16 protein-coding genes are annotated in these 17,102 nt (G+C 33.0%); 13 read left to right on the top strand and 3 right to left on the bottom strand.

Features of this window, described 5'->3' with window-relative positions; genetic code table 11:
• Position 1: 1 nt before the first annotated feature.
• Positions 2-376, bottom strand: coding sequence for a hypothetical protein (locus H601_RS0101075; RefSeq protein WP_026709798.1), 375 nt, complete (start codon positions 374-376; stop codon positions 2-4).
• Between the two features lie 391 nt (positions 377-767).
• On the opposite strand from H601_RS0101075, the gene H601_RS14955 reads away from it, so the two are divergent.
• The 4 genes from H601_RS14955 to H601_RS0101055 all read left to right on the top strand — a co-directional run bounded on the left by H601_RS14955 (position 768) and on the right by H601_RS0101055 (position 5,627).
• On the top strand, positions 768-965 hold the full coding sequence (locus H601_RS14955; protein ID WP_051220615.1) for a helix-turn-helix domain-containing protein: 198 nt from the start codon (positions 768-770) through the stop codon (positions 963-965).
• Between the two features lie 145 nt (positions 966-1,110).
• Positions 1,111-2,247 carry an ATP-binding protein gene (locus tag H601_RS0101065; protein ID WP_051220614.1) on the top strand — a complete coding sequence of 379 codons (1,137 nt, stop codon included), beginning with the start codon at positions 1,111-1,113 and terminating at the stop codon, positions 2,245-2,247.
• Positions 2,248-2,364: 117 nt separating this feature from the next.
• Positions 2,365-3,489 (top strand): Fic family protein, encoded by a 1,125-nt coding sequence (locus tag H601_RS0101060; RefSeq protein WP_026709796.1) that lies wholly within the window; start codon positions 2,365-2,367, stop codon positions 3,487-3,489.
• Between the two features lie 2 nt (positions 3,490-3,491).
• On the top strand, positions 3,492-5,627 hold the full coding sequence (locus H601_RS0101055; RefSeq protein ID WP_026709795.1) for a Tex family protein: 2,136 nt from the start codon (positions 3,492-3,494) through the stop codon (positions 5,625-5,627).
• A gap of 58 nt (positions 5,628-5,685) precedes the next feature.
• Here the strand turns inward: H601_RS0101055 and H601_RS14950 are convergent, their stop codons facing one another.
• Entirely contained in the window at positions 5,686-8,229 is a 2,544-nt protein-coding gene (locus tag H601_RS14950) for a T9SS type A sorting domain-containing protein (RefSeq protein ID WP_051220613.1), read from the bottom strand.
• A gap of 184 nt (positions 8,230-8,413) precedes the next feature.
• On the opposite strand from H601_RS14950, the gene H601_RS0101045 reads away from it, so the two are divergent.
• A complete protein-coding gene (locus tag H601_RS0101045) occupies positions 8,414-8,719 on the top strand; it encodes a DUF6922 domain-containing protein (RefSeq protein ID WP_026709794.1) in 306 nt (101 codons plus the stop codon).
• On the top strand, positions 8,674-9,285 hold the full coding sequence (locus H601_RS0101040) for a nucleotidyl transferase AbiEii/AbiGii toxin family protein (protein ID WP_026709793.1): 612 nt from the start codon (positions 8,674-8,676) through the stop codon (positions 9,283-9,285). The genes H601_RS0101045 and H601_RS0101040 overlap by 46 nt, the downstream gene beginning before the upstream one ends.
• A gap of 59 nt (positions 9,286-9,344) precedes the next feature.
• On the opposite strand, the gene tatA is transcribed toward H601_RS0101040, so the two are convergent.
• Positions 9,345-9,542, bottom strand: a complete 198-nt coding sequence (gene tatA, locus H601_RS0101035; RefSeq protein WP_026709792.1) for a twin-arginine translocase TatA/TatE family subunit — start codon at positions 9,540-9,542, stop codon at positions 9,345-9,347.
• A 168-nt stretch (positions 9,543-9,710) separates the two neighbouring features.
• Here tatA and H601_RS0101030 point away from each other — a divergent pair, with 168 nt between their 5' ends.
• Genes H601_RS0101030 through rfbD form a run of 7 tightly spaced genes read left to right on the top strand, consistent with a single transcriptional unit; the run spans position 9,711 to position 17,097 of the window.
• A complete protein-coding gene (locus H601_RS0101030) occupies positions 9,711-10,580 on the top strand; it encodes a M23 family metallopeptidase (protein ID WP_026709791.1) in 870 nt (289 codons plus the stop codon).
• A 2-nt stretch (positions 10,581-10,582) separates the two neighbouring features.
• A complete protein-coding gene (locus tag H601_RS0101025) occupies positions 10,583-12,091 on the top strand; it encodes a GH3 auxin-responsive promoter family protein (RefSeq protein ID WP_026709790.1) in 1,509 nt (502 codons plus the stop codon).
• A gap of 26 nt (positions 12,092-12,117) precedes the next feature.
• Positions 12,118-13,812, top strand: coding sequence for a DUF6909 family protein (locus tag H601_RS0101020; RefSeq protein WP_026709789.1), 1,695 nt, complete (start codon positions 12,118-12,120; stop codon positions 13,810-13,812).
• Positions 13,813-13,817: 5 nt separating this feature from the next.
• A complete protein-coding gene (locus tag H601_RS0101015) occupies positions 13,818-14,792 on the top strand; it encodes a hypothetical protein (protein WP_026709788.1) in 975 nt (324 codons plus the stop codon).
• A gap of 6 nt (positions 14,793-14,798) precedes the next feature.
• Positions 14,799-15,656: a glucose-1-phosphate thymidylyltransferase RfbA gene (rfbA, locus tag H601_RS0101010; RefSeq protein ID WP_026709787.1), complete on the top strand. Its 858-nt coding sequence runs from the start codon at positions 14,799-14,801 to the stop codon at positions 15,654-15,656.
• Positions 15,657-15,697: 41 nt separating this feature from the next.
• A complete protein-coding gene (rfbC, locus tag H601_RS0101005; RefSeq protein WP_026709786.1) occupies positions 15,698-16,249 on the top strand; it encodes a dTDP-4-dehydrorhamnose 3,5-epimerase in 552 nt (183 codons plus the stop codon).
• Positions 16,243-17,097, top strand: a complete 855-nt coding sequence (rfbD, locus tag H601_RS0101000) for a dTDP-4-dehydrorhamnose reductase (protein WP_026709785.1) — start codon at positions 16,243-16,245, stop codon at positions 17,095-17,097. The genes rfbC and rfbD overlap by 7 nt, the downstream gene beginning before the upstream one ends.
• Positions 17,098-17,102 lie beyond the last annotated feature (5 nt).

Here is a 17,102-nt window from a genome sequence, read left to right as displayed (position 1 = left end):
TTTAGTTAGAGGTTACAATTTTGGTTTTTTCAGCATAAAGTTGCAATGCCATTGTAATGATAGAGGCATTATCGTCTCTTTTTTTTGACGCTTCAACAGCTGATTCTAATCCATTTGCTATTAGAAGTAGCTCTGCATTCTCTAATAAGATATCATTTTTGGTTTTTTCTTCTTTTTCAGCGTTAACATTTATTTTAAAACTGGGTGAGTTTTTAATTTTTAACCATTCAATCATTGAGTTCCTGAAATTTGTCATTTCAGGGGTTTTTGCCGCCTCTGGCATTTTACTCGTTGTTGATGTTATTTCTTCTTCTGAGGCACAAGCAACAAAAAAAACGGCAAAAATCAGTAGGAGGTAATTTTTAAAATTTTTCATAAATTTGCATTAATTAAATTAATTGCAGTCTTACTATGTCGTCGAAAACATATAAAAAAGTAAGGCTGCTTTTTTGTGTTTGTTTGGTCGTTCAAATTGTTGCTCAACAAACTTCAATAGTCAACAATTTGTTTCTAAAAAGTACTTACAAAAAACTAGAAAGGCATTTTTTGTATTGTGTCACAAGTGGGTGGTTAGTCCTTTTAAACCCTTAAAAATTTGATTATTAACTTGATAATTCCAAATATAAGGAGTTAAAAACAATAAACCTAGTCAGAATCTGACTAAAATTAACACTTAAAATTTGTAGGAATCATTTTTTTTTTTTCTACTTTTGTAAAACCCAAAACAAATTAGCCTAAAACAGTTATTCATGTTTTAATGCAATGCTATGTCTTCTAAAACCTTACAAAAAATTCGTCAACTCAGAAACGATAAAAACCTTACACAAGAATTTGTGGCAGAACAGATTGGTTGTTCCCAAAGTCATTATGCCAAACTGGAAAATGGAAAAGTGAAGTTAAATTTAGTAACCATAAACAAAATAGCTTCTGTATTAGAGGTAAACGTCAATGAATTAATGGATTAAATTCATTTTATATTGTTTGATATTTATATATTTTCGTTAATCCCGTCAATAAACTGACTCAATTTAGCTAAATTCCGTCAACAAACTGACGGAATTTACATTTTTTTACTATCTTTGTTCTTTCAATGCTAATTCAATTTTGAAAATGAATTATTATAAAAGAGCTGTGTTAGCTGATTTTCAATCCAAATTAAAACCGAATAAAGTATTAATTTTATTGGGAGCAAGACGCGTAGGCAAAACGCAACTGATAAAAAAATATTTAGAAAATGCAGATGAAAAAGTACTTCAACTAAATGGAGAAGACGTAAACGACGCTCGTTTGTTGGAAGAGAGAAGTTTGGCTAACTATTCAAAATTATTGCAAAATATTTCCCTATTAGTTATCGATGAAGCTCAGAATATTACAGATATTGGTCTGATTTTGAAATTCATAGTAGATACCATAGATGGAATAAAAGTCATTGCAACCGGTTCGTCTATGTTTGATTTAGCCAATAAATTAGGTGAACCATTGGTAGGAAGAAAAAGCACATTGTATTTATTTCCGTTGGCACAATTAGAGTTTTTACAGTTTGAAAATTATAAACAAACTACTGAAAATTTAGAAACCCGATTACTTTATGGCGGCTATCCTGAGTTGACTCATTATGAATCATGGGATGAAAAAAAAGATTATTTAAAAGAAATAGTGAATGCTTATCTGTTGAAAGATATTTTAATTTTTGAAGGTATTAAGAACGCAGATAAAATTTATGATTTACTGCGATTGATTGCATTTCAAATTGGCAAAGAAGTTTCGTTGCAAGAGTTAGGAAATCAATTGCAAATGTCTAAAAACACGGTAGAACGTTATTTAGATTTGTTGTCTAAAGTGTTTATTTTGTTCAAAGTAGAAGGTTTTTCAAGAAATCTTCGCAAAGAAATAACCAAATCAAGCCGTTGGTATTTTTATGATAATGGTATCCGAAATGCCATTATTAATAATTTTACTTCGTTGAATAACCGAACAGATGTTGGCGATTTATGGGAAAATTATCTCGCTTCTGAACGAATGAAAAAACAAGCCTATCAAAAAATGTCAAAACATAATTATTTTTGGCGAACCTATGACCAACAAGAATTAGATTGGCTAGAAACCGAAGCTGAAACGATAAATGCTTTTGAATTCAAATGGAGTGAAAATAAGAAATCTAAAATTCCAATTGCTTTTGCAAAAGCTTATCCGGAAGCAACTTTTGAAGTAATTAACAAACAAAATTATTTAGATTTTATAGTGTAAAAGTATATCAACACGCATTGTTATTTTACTTTTTTGTAAAAAAGTAAAATAAATACAGTTGCTATTTTACTTTTTTGTATATTTGTATAATAACAGATGTTTTAATTTTACTTTTTTATGCAACATTTTTCATCGGGTCAAATAATTAATCAAGGCTATTATAAAAGTTTTCAACCAAGTTTTATCAATAGAGATTGGGAAGTTAATGATATGAGTGTTTTACAATTATTAAGTAAAGCAGATAGACAACTCGGGCGGTTAGATATGTATTCTGAGTATGTAAATATTAACTTGTTTATTCAAATGCATATTGCTAAAGAAGCCATTCAATCCTCTAAAATAGAAGGAACACAAACCAAAATTGAAGAAGCATTTTTGTCTAAAGAAGAAATTAGTTCCGAAAAAAGAAACGATTGGGAAGAAGTGCAAAATTATATTGCTGCCATGAATGAAGCAGTTAAAATGTTGCACACAATACCGTTTTCTTCACGCTTAATTAAGCAAACGCATAAAATTTTGTTACAGGGAGTAAGAGGAGAGCATAAAATGCCGGGCGAATTTAGAACTAGTCAAAACTGGATTGGAGGAGCAAGTATAAGCGATGCTGTTTTTATACCACCGATTCATAATTCTATTGCAGAATTAATGTCGGATATTGAAAAATTTGCAAACGATGAATTAAATCCTTTACCAGATTTGATTAAAATTGCATTGATTCATTATCAATTTGAAACCATTCACCCATTTTTAGATGGTAATGGTAGGGTTGGAAGACTAATAATTACTTTATATTTGGTAAACAAAGGAATTTTAAAACAGCCAATTTTATATTTATCTGATTTTTTTGAACGAAATCGTCAGTTGTATTATGATAATTTGATGCGTGCCAGAACACACAATGATATTAATCAATGGCTCAAGTTTTTTTTAACAGGCGTGATAGAAACTGCTCAGAGCGGAGTACATACTTTTGATGCTATTTTACAATTGCAAAAAATTATTGACAGCAAGTTGAAAAACATAGGAAGTCGAAGCGGTGATGCATATAAAGTGATGGATTATTTATATACTAAACCCATAATTGATGCACAAAAAGTGAGCATAATTACCGGAAAATCAGCAAGACCCTCTTATAATTTAATTGCTTTATTAGAAGAATTAGAAATAATTAAAGAAGTAACCGGTGGACAAAGAGGAAAAATTTACACTTTTAAAGATTATATAGACTTATTTAAAAAATAAAAATGAACAACATCCAATATATTCAAACTGCCACACAACTTCCCACTAATGGAATTGAAAACACTATTAACTTATTAAATGAAGACTGCACTATTCCTTTCATTTCACGATACCGAAAAGATCAAACCGGCAATTTAGATGAAGTACAAATCGAACAAATTTTCAAACTCAACAAACAATTTGAAGAAATCGTTAAACGAAAAGAATCCATTTTAAAAGCGATTGATGAGCAAGGACAATTGTCGGCGGAATTAAAGTTGAAAATTGAAAATTCGTTCGATTTACAAGAAATAGAAGATTTTTATCTTCCATACAAAAAAAAGAAAAAAACCAAAGCCGATGTAGCTCGCGAAAAAGGTTTGGAACCTTTAGCCAAAATCATCATGGCTCAAAACAGCGATGCTATTGAAATTATTGCTTCAAAATATCTGAATGATCAAGTTGCCAATGAAGACGAAGCGTTGCAAGGAGCAAGAGACATTATTGCCGAATGGATAAATGAAAATACGTTTATCCGTAAAACTCTCCGACGATTATTTCAACGAAAAGCGATTGTTTCTACTAAAGTTGTGAAAAGTAAAAAAGACGAAGAAGCGGCACAAAAATTCAATCAATATTTCGAATGGGCTGAGCCACTTTCAAAAACGCCATCGCACAGATTATTGGCCATGTTGCGTGCCGAAGCCGAAGGTTTTGTAAAAATGAATATCGAAATCGATCCCGAAGGTTCGGGAGAAGAAGCTCTGGAATTCATCGAAAATAATACGATTAAAAATAACAAAGAAACGGCACATCAACTGAAATTAGCCATAAAAGATAGTTATAAACGATTGCTCGAACCGGCTATTTCCAACGAAACACTTCAGGAGTTTAAAACCAAAGCGGATGCAAAAGCCATTGATGTTTTTGCCCAAAATTTGAGTCAGCTTTTGTTAGCTCCGCCTTTGGGTGAAAAGCGAATTATGGCTATCGATCCGGGTTATCGTTCGGGTTGTAAAGTGGTTTGCTTGGATGAAAAAGGCGATTTGTTGTACAATGAAACCATTTATCCGCATCCGCCACAAAATGAAAATGCCATGGCGATGAAGAAAATTCGTTCGATGGTAAACGCATACAATATTGAAGCTATTTCCATTGGTAACGGAACAGCTAGTCGAGAAACTGAATTTTTCATTAAGAAAATTGCATTCGATAAGCCTGTTCAGGTTTTTGTGGTTTCCGAAGCCGGAGCATCGGTTTATTCTGCCTCAAAAATAGCAAGAGATGAATTTCCGAATTATGATGTCACCGTTCGCGGTTCAGTTTCCATTGGAAGACGATTGGCCGATCCGTTGGCGGAGTTGGTAAAAATTGATGCCAAATCCATCGGAGTGGGGCAATACCAGCACGATGTGGATCAAACGAAGTTGAAGGAAGAACTAGATACGGTTGTCGTTCGTTGTGTGAATTCTGTGGGTGTCAACTTGAATACCGCCAGTAAATCGCTGTTGAGTTATGTTTCCGGAATTGGTGAAAAAATGGCCGAAAACATTGTGGCTTTTCGTTCCGAAAACGGACCGTTTGAAGACCGAAAACAATTGAAAAAAGTTCCTCGATTAGGCGAAAAAGCGTTTCAACAAGCTGCGGCTTTTATTCGTATTCAAAACGGAAAAAATCCGTTGGATAATTCGGCAGTTCATCCGGAAGCGTATGCACTTGTGGAAAAAATGGCGAAAGATTTGAAAATTTCGCTATCTGATTTAATCGGAAGTAAAGAAAAAATTGGGTTGATAAAACCCGAAAATTATACCAATGAAACCATTGGAATTTTAGGAATCAAAGACATTTTAAAAGAACTCGAAAAACCCGGACTCGACCCCAGAACATCGGCCAAAGTTTTTGAATTTGACCCGAATGTGAAAAAAATGTCAGACTTAAGAACAGGTATGATTTTGCCCGGAATTGTCAACAACATCACGGCTTTTGGCTGTTTTGTAGATATTGGATTAAAAGAAAGTGGCTTGGTTCATATTTCACAACTCAAAGCCGGTTTTGTCTCGGATGTGAATGAAGTGGTAAAATTACACCAACACGTTCAAGTAAAAGTCGTTGAGGTAGATGAGGTGAGGAAACGGATTCAGTTGACGATGATTCTATAAAAAAATCCCAAATTTCAACTAGGCAAAATTTAGGATTTATGTTTTAAACAAGAAGAAGTTATTTTTTGATAAATTTCTTTGAAAATTCTCCTTCTTCTGTTTCTACTTTTACAATATATAATCCTTCAGCTAAACTACTTACATTAATTGTTTCATTTGTAGCTTCTTTAACCAGTTTTCCTTGTAAGTCATATATTTTTACAGCATTAATTGTTCTAAAATTAGTTGATTGAATATGCAACACTTCATCTACAGGGTTAGGATAAATAACAAGTGTATTTGCATTATCAAAGCTGGTAGTCCTTAAACTTTGTTCTGTATGCAAAGCGATTAAAGAAGCGGATGCATTACTCCCTTTATATGTAGTAAAATCACCTCCTAAAAGAATTTTGCCATCGGGTTGTATTACGATTGTACTAATACCACCATTAAATCCTATTCCTGTCATAAAAGAAGTGTCTATGCTACCATCATTATTCAAACGAATAATACTGTTTTCAGTTGCTCCGTCGTAACTAGTAAAATTACCTCCTAATAGAATTTTTCCATCATATTGTAATGAAATTGAGTGAACTGAACTATTAAATCCAATTCCGGTGTTAAATGAATTATCTTTGGTGCCATCAGCATTCAAACGAATGATTCTGTTTACAGTTTCTCCGTTAAAAGAATAAAAACTTCCTCCAACCAAAATTTTACCATCATTTTGTGTGGCGATTGAATTAACAGAGCCGTCTATTAATGCACCTGTGTTAAACGAAGCGTCTTTGGTACCATCTGCATTCAAACGAATGATTTTACCTATAAATTCTCCGTTGTAATATCCAAAAAACCCTCCTACTAAAATCTTACCATCAGGTTGTATTACAATTACATTAACACCATCAAAACTTGGTGAACCTTCAAATCCTGTACCTGTGTTAAAGGAAGTGTCTTTGCTACCATCCGCATTTAAACGAATAATTCCGTTTTCTGTCAACCCGTTATAATTTTTAAAATTTCCTCCTACCAGAATTTTACCATCAGGTTGGATTACCATTGTCCTAACACCAACATTACTAGAAGTACCATTAAACCCTGTTCCAGCGTTAAAGGAAGTGTCTTTACTACCATCCGCATTCAAACGAATGATTCTGTTTTCTGTTGCTCCTTTGTAAACAGTAAAATAACCTCCAACTAGAATCTTACCTTCAGGTTGGGTTACAATTTCTGAAACACTTAAAATATCATTATTGGTATTAATAGGACCAAATCCGGTTCCTGTGTTAAATGAATTATCTTTGGTGCCATCAGTATTCAAACGAATGATTTTGTTTTCTGTTTTTTCTTTGTAAGCAGTAAAACCACCACCAACCAGAATTTTCCCATCGGTTTGTGTTGCGATTGTAAAAACGCCTCCTTTAAATCCTATTTCTGTGTTGAAAGAAGCGTTTTTGGCACCATTGGTATTCAAATTAATAATTCTATTAATAATTGCTCCGTTGAAAGAGGTGAAATTACCGCCTACCAGAATTTTACCATCGGATTTTATGGATATTGACATAACAACGCTATTAAATCCTATTCCCACGTTAAAAGATGTATCTTTATTGCCATTCGCATTCAAACGAATGATTCTGTTTTCAGTTGCTCCTTTAAAAGAAGTAAAACTACCCCCTACCAGAATTGTACCATCAGGTTGGGTTGTGATTGTATTAACTGTATTATTAAATCCGGTTCCTGAGTTAAAGGAAGTGTCTTTGCTGCCATCAGCATTCAATCGAATGATTCTATTTTCAGTTTCTCCGTTGAAAGAAGTAAAATAACCTCCTACCAGAATTTTACCATCGGTTTGAATTGTGATTGTATTAACCGTATTATTAAATCCGGCTCCTGGGTTAAAGGAAGTGTCTTTAGTACCATCGGCATTCAAACGAATGATGCTGTTTTCAGTTGATCCGTTGAATGAAGTAAAATAACCTCCTACTAAAATTTTACCATCATTTTGTGTTTCGATTGAATAAACCGAGTTATTAATTAATATTCCTCCTGGTGTAAACGTGTCGTCTTTGGTTCCATCAGCATTCAAACGAATGATTCCATTGTTTCCAGTTTCACTGTTGTAACTAGTAAAAAATCCTCCTACCAAAATTTTACCATCAGATTGTAATGCAATTTTGAAAACGGAACCATTAAACCCAGTACCTGAATTAAAGGAGTCGTCTTTAGAACCATCGGAATTCAAACGAATGATATATTTTTCAATCACTCCATTATAAGTAATAAAACTGCCTCCTACTAGAATTTTACCATCAGGTAATGTTACAATTGTATGAATAACGGCGTGAGATTGTGTGCCTTCAAATCCTGTTCCGGTGTTAAATGAAGTATCTATGGTGCCATCTATATTCAAACGAATGATTCTAATTGCAGTTGCTCCGTTATACATAGTAAAATTACCACCTACCAAAATTTTACCATCGGGTTGTGTTGTTATTACGTAGATAGCACCATTAAATTGTGGTGCTGAACCAAAATTTTGTGCTACATCACCAGGGTTTTGAGCAAAACAACTATATGTAAAAGCAAATAATAAACTTAAAAAAAGCAAATTTTTTTTCATGATAAGTTGATTTTCAACCAAAAATAAAAAAACTATCTTGTTTATGTTGCTTTAACACTAAAAATTTAGCGATACTTTTTTAATTATAAAATTAATTCAATCAAGTAAAAGTCGTTGAGGTAGATGAAATAAGGAAACGGATTCAGTTGACGATGGTTCTGTAAAAATAATTATCTTTGTTACAATGAAAAAGCCAATTACTATAGACGATTTTTCGCAACATCTTTTTTGGGATGTGGATTTAGCTGATTTTGACTTTCAAAAACACAAATCTCATCTCATTCAAAAAGTACTGGAGTATGGCATAATGAACGATTGGAACTTATTGAAAGAAGTATATGGTTTAGAAACAATTAAAGAAGTTTCACTTAATTTGAGAAGTTTAGATGCGGTTACTTTATCATTTTTGGCTACAATATTTCAAATTGACAAAAAGGAATTTAGATGCTACAAACACAAACAGTTGTTCCCGACATATTGGAACTCTTAAAAAAGATAATGGCCGAACCGCTATTTAGAGATTATTTTTTAGTTGGTGGAACGGCTTTAGCATTACAAATAGGACACAGAAATTCTATTGATATTGATTTGTTTGGCGATTGTGAAATTAAACAAGATCATTTTATAGAAATATTAAAAAATTTTGGAGAAGTAATTGTTACTCAAAGTTCTAAAAATGTACTAATTACAAAGGTTAACGGAATTAAAGTTGATTTTGTAAATTATAAATATCCTTTGCTCTCCAATCCAGTTGAAATAGATTCTATTAGAATGTTAACCTCAGAAGACATTTCTGCTATGAAATTAAATGCCATTGCAGGTCGCGGTTCAAAGAAAGATTTTATAGATTTATATTTTTTAATGAATCAATATACATTGGCTGAAATGTTAACTTTCTATAATCAAAAATATATAGATGGTTCCATATTTATGGTGTTAAAAAGCTTGTCTTATTTTGAAGATGCAAATGAGCAATTATCTCCAAAAATGTATCAGGATTTCAACTGGGAAACCTGCAAACAAAAAATCATCAACGAAGTCATTAAACTTCAATAAAAAAATCCAAACACAAATTCAAAATTCGTGTTTGGATTTTTCGTGTAAAGGAAAAAAAATTATTCCTTTTTTTCTTCTTCTTTTTTAGTGGCCGGTTGGTCGTCTTTGGCTGCGTTTTTAAATTCTTTGATACCACTTCCTAAACCTTTCATTAATTCAGGAATTTTTTTACCTCCAAAAAGTAATAAAACCACCACTACAATTAACCCGATTTGCCAAGGACCAATAACGCCTAAAAATATTGCTAAAAAATTCATGATTTCTAAAATTGATTCCACAAAGGTAAAAAGAAAATATCGTATTTGTTTCGCTTATAGACAATTCTTAACGTTTTTATTCGTTTATCAGGTTAAAATTTGGTAGTTGAATGGCAAAATTGTATTTCAAGCGGGCTAAATTTCTATATTTGTAATAAATTCAAAAGAATGTCTGAAAAGCGATTTAAAAGGCAACAATTAAAAAAGAAATTATTCACCAAAAGCAGGTTAATCATTTTAAACGAGGAAACATTTGAAGAAAAATTTTCTTTGAAACTAAACCTGATGAACGTGTTTGTGGTAGCAACTATTTCTGCTATTTTGTTGATTTCTATCACTACTTATATTATTGCTTTTACTCCTTTACGGGAATTTATTCCGGGTTATGCTTCTAATAAATTAAAAAAAGACGCCACAATTCTAGCTGTTAAATCTGACTCTTTGGCTCTTGAAGTGAAGAAAAATGAATTATACCTTCAATCCATCAAAAAAATATTAACCGGTGATTTAGAATATGCAAAATTGAATAAAGATTCACTTTTGAATACTGAAAATCAAGATGTAGCAAAACATACGCTCACACCTTCTGAAGCTGAAATGACGTTGAGAGAACAAGTTGCTTTAGAAGATAAATACAATCTTTTTGAAAAAGCCCAATCAAAAGTAAGTCTAGTAATGTTTCCTCCTGTTCGAGGACACATTACAGAGAAATACAGTGCGGCCAAAAAGCATTATGCTGTAGATATTGCTTTAGCAAAAGATACGCCTATCAAATCGGTTGCTAACGGAACCGTTGTTTTTGCAGAATGGACTCCGACAACCGGTAACGTAATTATCATTAAACACCGTGATGCTATTTTATCGGTTTATAAACATGCGGCTAGTTTAACAAAAGCTCAAGGCGATGTGGTACGAACCGGTGAAGTAATTGGTTTAGCTGGTTCTACCGGAAAAGAATCTACCGGAATTCATTTGCATTTTGAACTTTGGAAAGATGGTTTTGCGATTGATCCAACTCAATTTATAGATTTTGAATAACGATGCGAATTAAAGTATTAGCCGCTAAATTATTTGCTAAAAAAGTAGCAAAAGAAACCGAAAAATGGTCGTCAAAACCAGTTGAAACACAGCAAAAAGTTTTTAAAAATCTGATTAAAGAAGCTTCCAAAACAAAATTTGGAAAAGACCATCATTTTGACCAAATCAACACGTTTCAAGATTTTGCAGAGAAAGTTCCGGTTCGCGATTATGAAGCGTTACGCCCTTATGTTGATTTGGTTGTAGAAGGCAAATCCGATATTTTGTGGAAAGGAAAACCTATTTATTTTGCTAAAACGTCGGGAACAACTTCTGGAGCAAAATATATTCCACTTACTAAAGAATCGATTCCGTTTCATATTCAAGCCGCTCGAAATGCATTGTTGAGCTATATTCATGAAACCGGAAATGCTGATTTTGTGAAAGGAAAAATGATTTTTTTGCAAGGAAGTCCCATTTTAGAAGAAAAAAATGGAATAAAACTGGGGCGACTTTCCGGAATTGTAGCACATTATGTACCGAAATACTTACTCAAAAACCGAATGCCGTCTTGGGAAACCAATTGCATTGACGATTGGGAAACCAAAGTAAACGCCATTGTAGATGAAACAATTAAGGAAGACATGACGGTGATTTCGGGAATTCCGGCCTGGGTGCAAATGTATTTTGAAAAATTACAGGAAAAGTCAGGTAAAAAAGTAGGCGAGTTGTTCAAAAATTTTAGTTTGTATGTATATGGTGGAGTAAATTTTGAACCGTACCGAGCCAAATTTGAAAATTTAATCGGTCGAAAAGTTGATTCGGTTGAATTATTTCCGGCTTCGGAAGGATTTTTTGCCTATCAAGACAAGCAAAACGAAAAAGGAATGTTGCTTTTGTTGAATGCCGGAATGTTTTATGAATTTATAAAGACAGAAGATTTCTTTACAGAAAATCCTAAACGATATACGATTGGCGAAGTGGAATTGGGAGTGAATTATGCTTTAATCATTTCAACCAATGCCGGACTTTGGGCGTATAATATTGGCGATACAGTTCAGTTTACTTCTTTAAAACCACATCGCGTGATTGTTTCCGGTCGAATCAAACATTTTATTTCCGCTTTTGGGGAACACGTGATTGGCAAAGAAGTAGAACACGCCTTGAAAGAAGCGATGGAGGGAACATCAATCCGAGTAAATGAGTTTACCGTTGCACCTCAAATCACTCCAGAATCCGGTTTACCTTATCACGAATGGTTGATTGAATTTGATCCCGAAGCCTCGGGAGAGCCCGAGAATTTGGAGGTTTTTGCTCTAAAAATTGACAACGCTATGCGAAAACAAAACACGTATTATGACGATTTAATAGAAGGAAAAGTATTGAGAACATTAGTGATTACAAAAGTGGCACAAAATGGTTTTCAGGAATATATGAAATCCATTGGAAAATTGGGCGGACAAAATAAAATGCCACGGTTGAGTAACGATAGAAAAATTGCTGATTTTCTCAACCAATTTAAAAAAGCGTAACTTTGCGGGTTAGAAATTAAAAATAAATGAAAGAAATTAAAAACATATCCCGTTCAAGAGCTCAAGAATCATCGGCAGCTATTGAACGATTATATATCACGATGCGTCATTTGTTCAACCGGGGTTTTTATAAACCAATGGGTGTTTCGGGTGAAACTTTGCGTGAAGCTTTATTGCAATTGCGACCTGAAATTTATGGTTCAATTGCTGAAGAAAAAGTTGAATTAAATGGATTATTGTATGTGATTGAACGTCTTCCGGTTGGAATTGAAGAATGTCGTTACATCAATTTAACATCAGACGAAGGGTATTCTAAATCACATTTTCAAGCGATTGTTCCACCGAAAAGAAGACGTAATTGCTACCGCATCGATGAAGAGCAAATGAATGTTGAAATTACACGCGGACGCTCGGATATTTATGATATTTTGACGCATTTGACGTTTATTTTCATCGAGTCACATAAAATTAAAGACAGAGTTTTATTAGACGAAAATCAACTTGAAGTCACTCGCGATTGGAAAAAAGTAGAACACTATGTTTTACAAAGTAAAAAGTTATCACAAATTGATAAAGAAAAAGCTATTTCTCACGCATCAAATGTTTTAGGGAGAAGTTTTTCAGAGATTTTAGATATTTATGACGCTTTTGGCTCAACTGAAAAACCGGATCGTTTTTTACACATTGTTTATTGGTTAGGGAAATTAGCCATTGAAGAAGTAATTGACAATAACAAGCGTACCATAACGTTTAGTCCGATTTTGAGAGAACGATTAGGTCATCATATTCACGGTGAAATTTGGGCTACTCGAATAAAAGACGTGTTGAAGGAAAATGATTTATTGGATAGACCAATTCATATTATCAGTGCCAACATGCACAGTGTTATGAATTCTATTTTTGCAACACAAGTCTTAAAAACTAAGTTTAAAGACAAACCGGATTTCTTTATTTATGAAGAATTAAGTAAATCAGGAGCAAATGATTTACGCAATAAAGTGGAAGAATTTGCTCTTAAAAATGGTATGATTTCGTTGCTAGATACTTCAGGAACAAACATTGACGTTCAAGTTTTTGATACGGCAAAAATTGATTTTGCGAAAACCAATTTTTCTAAAGCAACTTTCAAGGGTCAAAAACCGGTGTTGATTGTCATGGATTATGCTTTTGGCGAACAGGCGTATGAAACCATCGATGAATTATTAAAACCGTATAAAGAAGGTAAAGCGAAACAAACATTTTTAAATGTAGAATCGGTTTCCATTATGGGAAAAGCGGGAATTTTGCAAGGCGGAAAAGGCGATATCATGATTCCGTCGGCACACATTAACGAAGGCACGGGTGATAATTATCCGTTTGAAAATGAGTTAACCGCAGCCATGTTAATGGGTAATGATATTCCGGTGTATGCCGGTCCGATGGTGACAGTTTTGGGAACTTCGTTGCAAAACAAAGATTTATTGAAGTTTTTCCATGAATCAACGTGGGGAGTGATTGGACTTGAAATGGAAGGAGCATATTATCAAAAAGCCATTCAATCCGCTTCTAAAATTAGAAAAAGCATACCAGAAAACGTAAAAGTGCGTTATGCCTATTATGCTTCTGATAATCCTCTAGAAACCGGTAGCACGTTAGCTTCAGGTGGTTTAGGGACAACAGGTGTAAAGCCGACGTATTTAATCACGATTAAAATAATAGAACAAATTTTTAATACTAACTAATTTTTATGAGTTCAAGTACACAACAAAATTCAGATAATCAAGAAATTGACTTAGGGCAATTGGCTCATAAAATAAATGGATTTTATGAAGGTTTTTTGACTAGAATTTTCAAGTTTTTATTGTTTTTAAAAAGAAATAGCCTGATACTATTGGCTTTTTTTATCATTGGAGCTGGTATTGGATTTTATTTGGACAAAAAAGTGAAAACGTATAATCATCAAATGATTATTATGCCCAATTTTGGGAGTACAGATTATGTTTATGCTCAAATTGATTTACTTCAATCAAAAATTAATGAAAACGACACCTTATTTTTAAAAGAAATAGGTATTAAAGAGCCAAAAAAATTAGGAAAAATTAAAATTGAACCGATTATTGATGTGTATAAATTCGTAGATAATAAAACAGAGAATTTTGATTTGTTAAAATTAATGGCTGAAGATGGAAATATTGATAAAATTATTGAAGAAAAAACGACAAGTAAAAATTATCCCTTTCATACACTATCATATTCTACATCAAAATTATCTTCAAATGAAAATACTGTAGAACCAATTCTGAACTTTTTAAATAGTTCTGTCTATTTTAAAGAAATTCAAAAAGAATATGTGCAAAATATTCAAGTAAAAATGAAAGAAAACGATTCTATTATCACTCAAATAAATGGTGTTTTGAATCAGTTTAAAAACAAAATGAATAATAATCAAGGGGACAAATTGGTCTATTTTAATGAGAATACTCAATTAAATGAAATTATTAAAACAAAAGATTTATTGATTAGAGAACAAGGCTCATTACGTTTAGATTTGGTTAATTTGAATAAAGTTGTTCGTGATATTAGTGTAATTATTAACCAAAAAGAAACTAAAGGAACAAGTGGAAAAATGAAATTTGTATTACCTCTCTTCTTCTTCTTTATGTTTTTGATTGGTAAAGGTTTAATACGATTTTATAAAACACAATCCTTAAAAAACAATTAGTTTTTTATGAAAGGAATAATTTTAGCCGGAGGATCAGGAACGCGTTTACATCCGTTAACATTGGCAGTGAGTAAGCAGTTGATGCCGATTTATGATAAGCCAATGATATATTATCCTTTGTCCACATTAATGTGGGCCGGAATATATGAAATTCTAATTATTTCAACTCCACATGATTTACCTTTATTTCGTCAACTTTTAGGAGATGGAAGTAAATTAGGCTGTCGATTTGAGTATGCCGTTCAAGAACATCCTAACGGATTAGCAGAAGCGTTTTTAATCGGTAAAGAATTTGTGAGTAACGATAAAGTAGCCTTGATTTTAGGCGATAATATTTTCTACGGAACCGGTTTAGCCGAATTACTTCAGGCTAATAACAATCCAAATGGAGGTATCATTTATGCTTATCATGTGCAGGATCCAGAACGTTATGGAGTTGTCGATTTTGATGCGGATGGGAAAGTGATTTCAATTGAAGAAAAACCTAATCAACCCAAATCAAATTATGCCGTTCCAGGAATTTATTTTTATGACAATAGTGTTTTAGAAATCGCGGCTAATATAAAACCAAGTCATAGAGGTGAGCTAGAAATCACCGATGTCAATAAAGAATATTTGAATCGAGGAAAGTTAAAAGTCAGTATTTTAGATAGAGGAACAGCTTGGTTGGACACTGGAACATTTCAATCGCTTATTCAAGCTGGCCAATTTGTTCAAGTTATTGAAGAACGACAAGGTTTGAAAATTGGTGCCATTGAAGAAGCGGCTTATAAAATGGGGTTTATAGATGCTAATCAACTTAAACGCATAGCAGAACCATTACTAAAAAGTGGTTATGGAACGCATTTGATGGGATTAATTTAAATTGACACATTGACGAATTGTCCAATTGACATATTATCACTATGAAATTCTCTGAAACCAAATTAAAAGGTTGTTTCGTTATAGAGCCAAAAATTATCCATGATGAGCGAGGCTTTTTCATGGAAAGTTTCAATGAACGAACTTTTCAAGATGTAATCGGTCAAAATCTACGTTTTGTTCAAGATAATCAATCTTTTTCTACGAAAGGAGTTTTGCGTGGATTACATTATCAAACCGGGGAACATGCTCAAGCAAAATTAGTTCGGGTTTTACAAGGAGAAGTGTTAGATGTGGCGGTTGATATTCGTCCAGGTTCAGAAACGTATGGCCAATATGAAGCTGTGATTTTATCCGCTGAAAATCAAATTCAATTTTTTATTCCAAGAGGATTTGCACACGGGTTTTTGGTGTTGAGTGAAACAGCAACAATTTTTTATAAGTGTGATAATTTTTACAATATAGCATCAGAAGGCGGAATCATTTATAATGATTTAACCATTGGGATTGATTGGAATTTTGAGATAAAAAAACTAATTATTTCCGAAAAAGATACTTTTCTTCCCACACTAAAAAACGCCAAAAAAGTATGGTAGTTTTAGTTACGGGATCGGGCGGACAGTTGGGTCAAGCTTTGCAATTTATTGCACCGAATTATCCGGATATACATTTTGTTTTTTGTGATTCAACAATTTTGGACATAACCAACTTAAACAATATTAAACAACTATTTCAACAATTTAAACCCTCTTTTTGTATTAATGCCGCTGCTTACACAGCCGTTGATAAAGCAGAAAGCGAACCCGAAAGAGCTCATTTAATCAATGTGGTTGGTCCAAAAAATCTGGCTGAGGTTTGTAAAGAATTTGACATTATTTTACTTCACATTTCAACTGATTTTGTGTTTGACGGAACCAAAGATTCTCCTTATACTGAAGATGATTTTCCTAACCCAACCTGTGTTTATGGACAAACCAAATTAGACGGAGAAAAAGCGATTCAGGAAACTTGGCAAAAGCATTTCATCATTCGAACGTCTTGGGTATATTCTCAATTTGGGAATAATTTTATGAAAACGATGCTACGTTTAGCTTCTGAAAGGGATAAACTATCAGTTGTAAATGACCAAATTGGAACACCAACATATGCTGTTGATTTAGCAGAAGTGTTGATTAGAATAATCCAATCACCCTTTACCCATCACCCATCACCAAACACCTTCGGTATCTACAACTTCTCCAACGAAGGCCAAAGTAGTTGGTATGATTTTGCTAAAAAGATATTTGAATATAATAATATTAAGATTAATTTGGAGCCCATTCCATCAATAAGTTTCCCAACGCAAGCTAAAAGACCAACTTATAGTGTTTTGGATAAAAGAAACATTAAAAAAGTGTTTGGTGTTGAGGTTAAATATTGGGAAGAAAGTTTAAAAAAAATCTAAAAACG

Source organism: Flavobacterium filum DSM 17961, assembly GCF_000425465.1.
Classification (GTDB): domain Bacteria; phylum Bacteroidota; class Bacteroidia; order Flavobacteriales; family Flavobacteriaceae; genus Flavobacterium; species Flavobacterium filum.
This window is presented reverse-complemented; position numbering and strand designations above follow the sequence as displayed.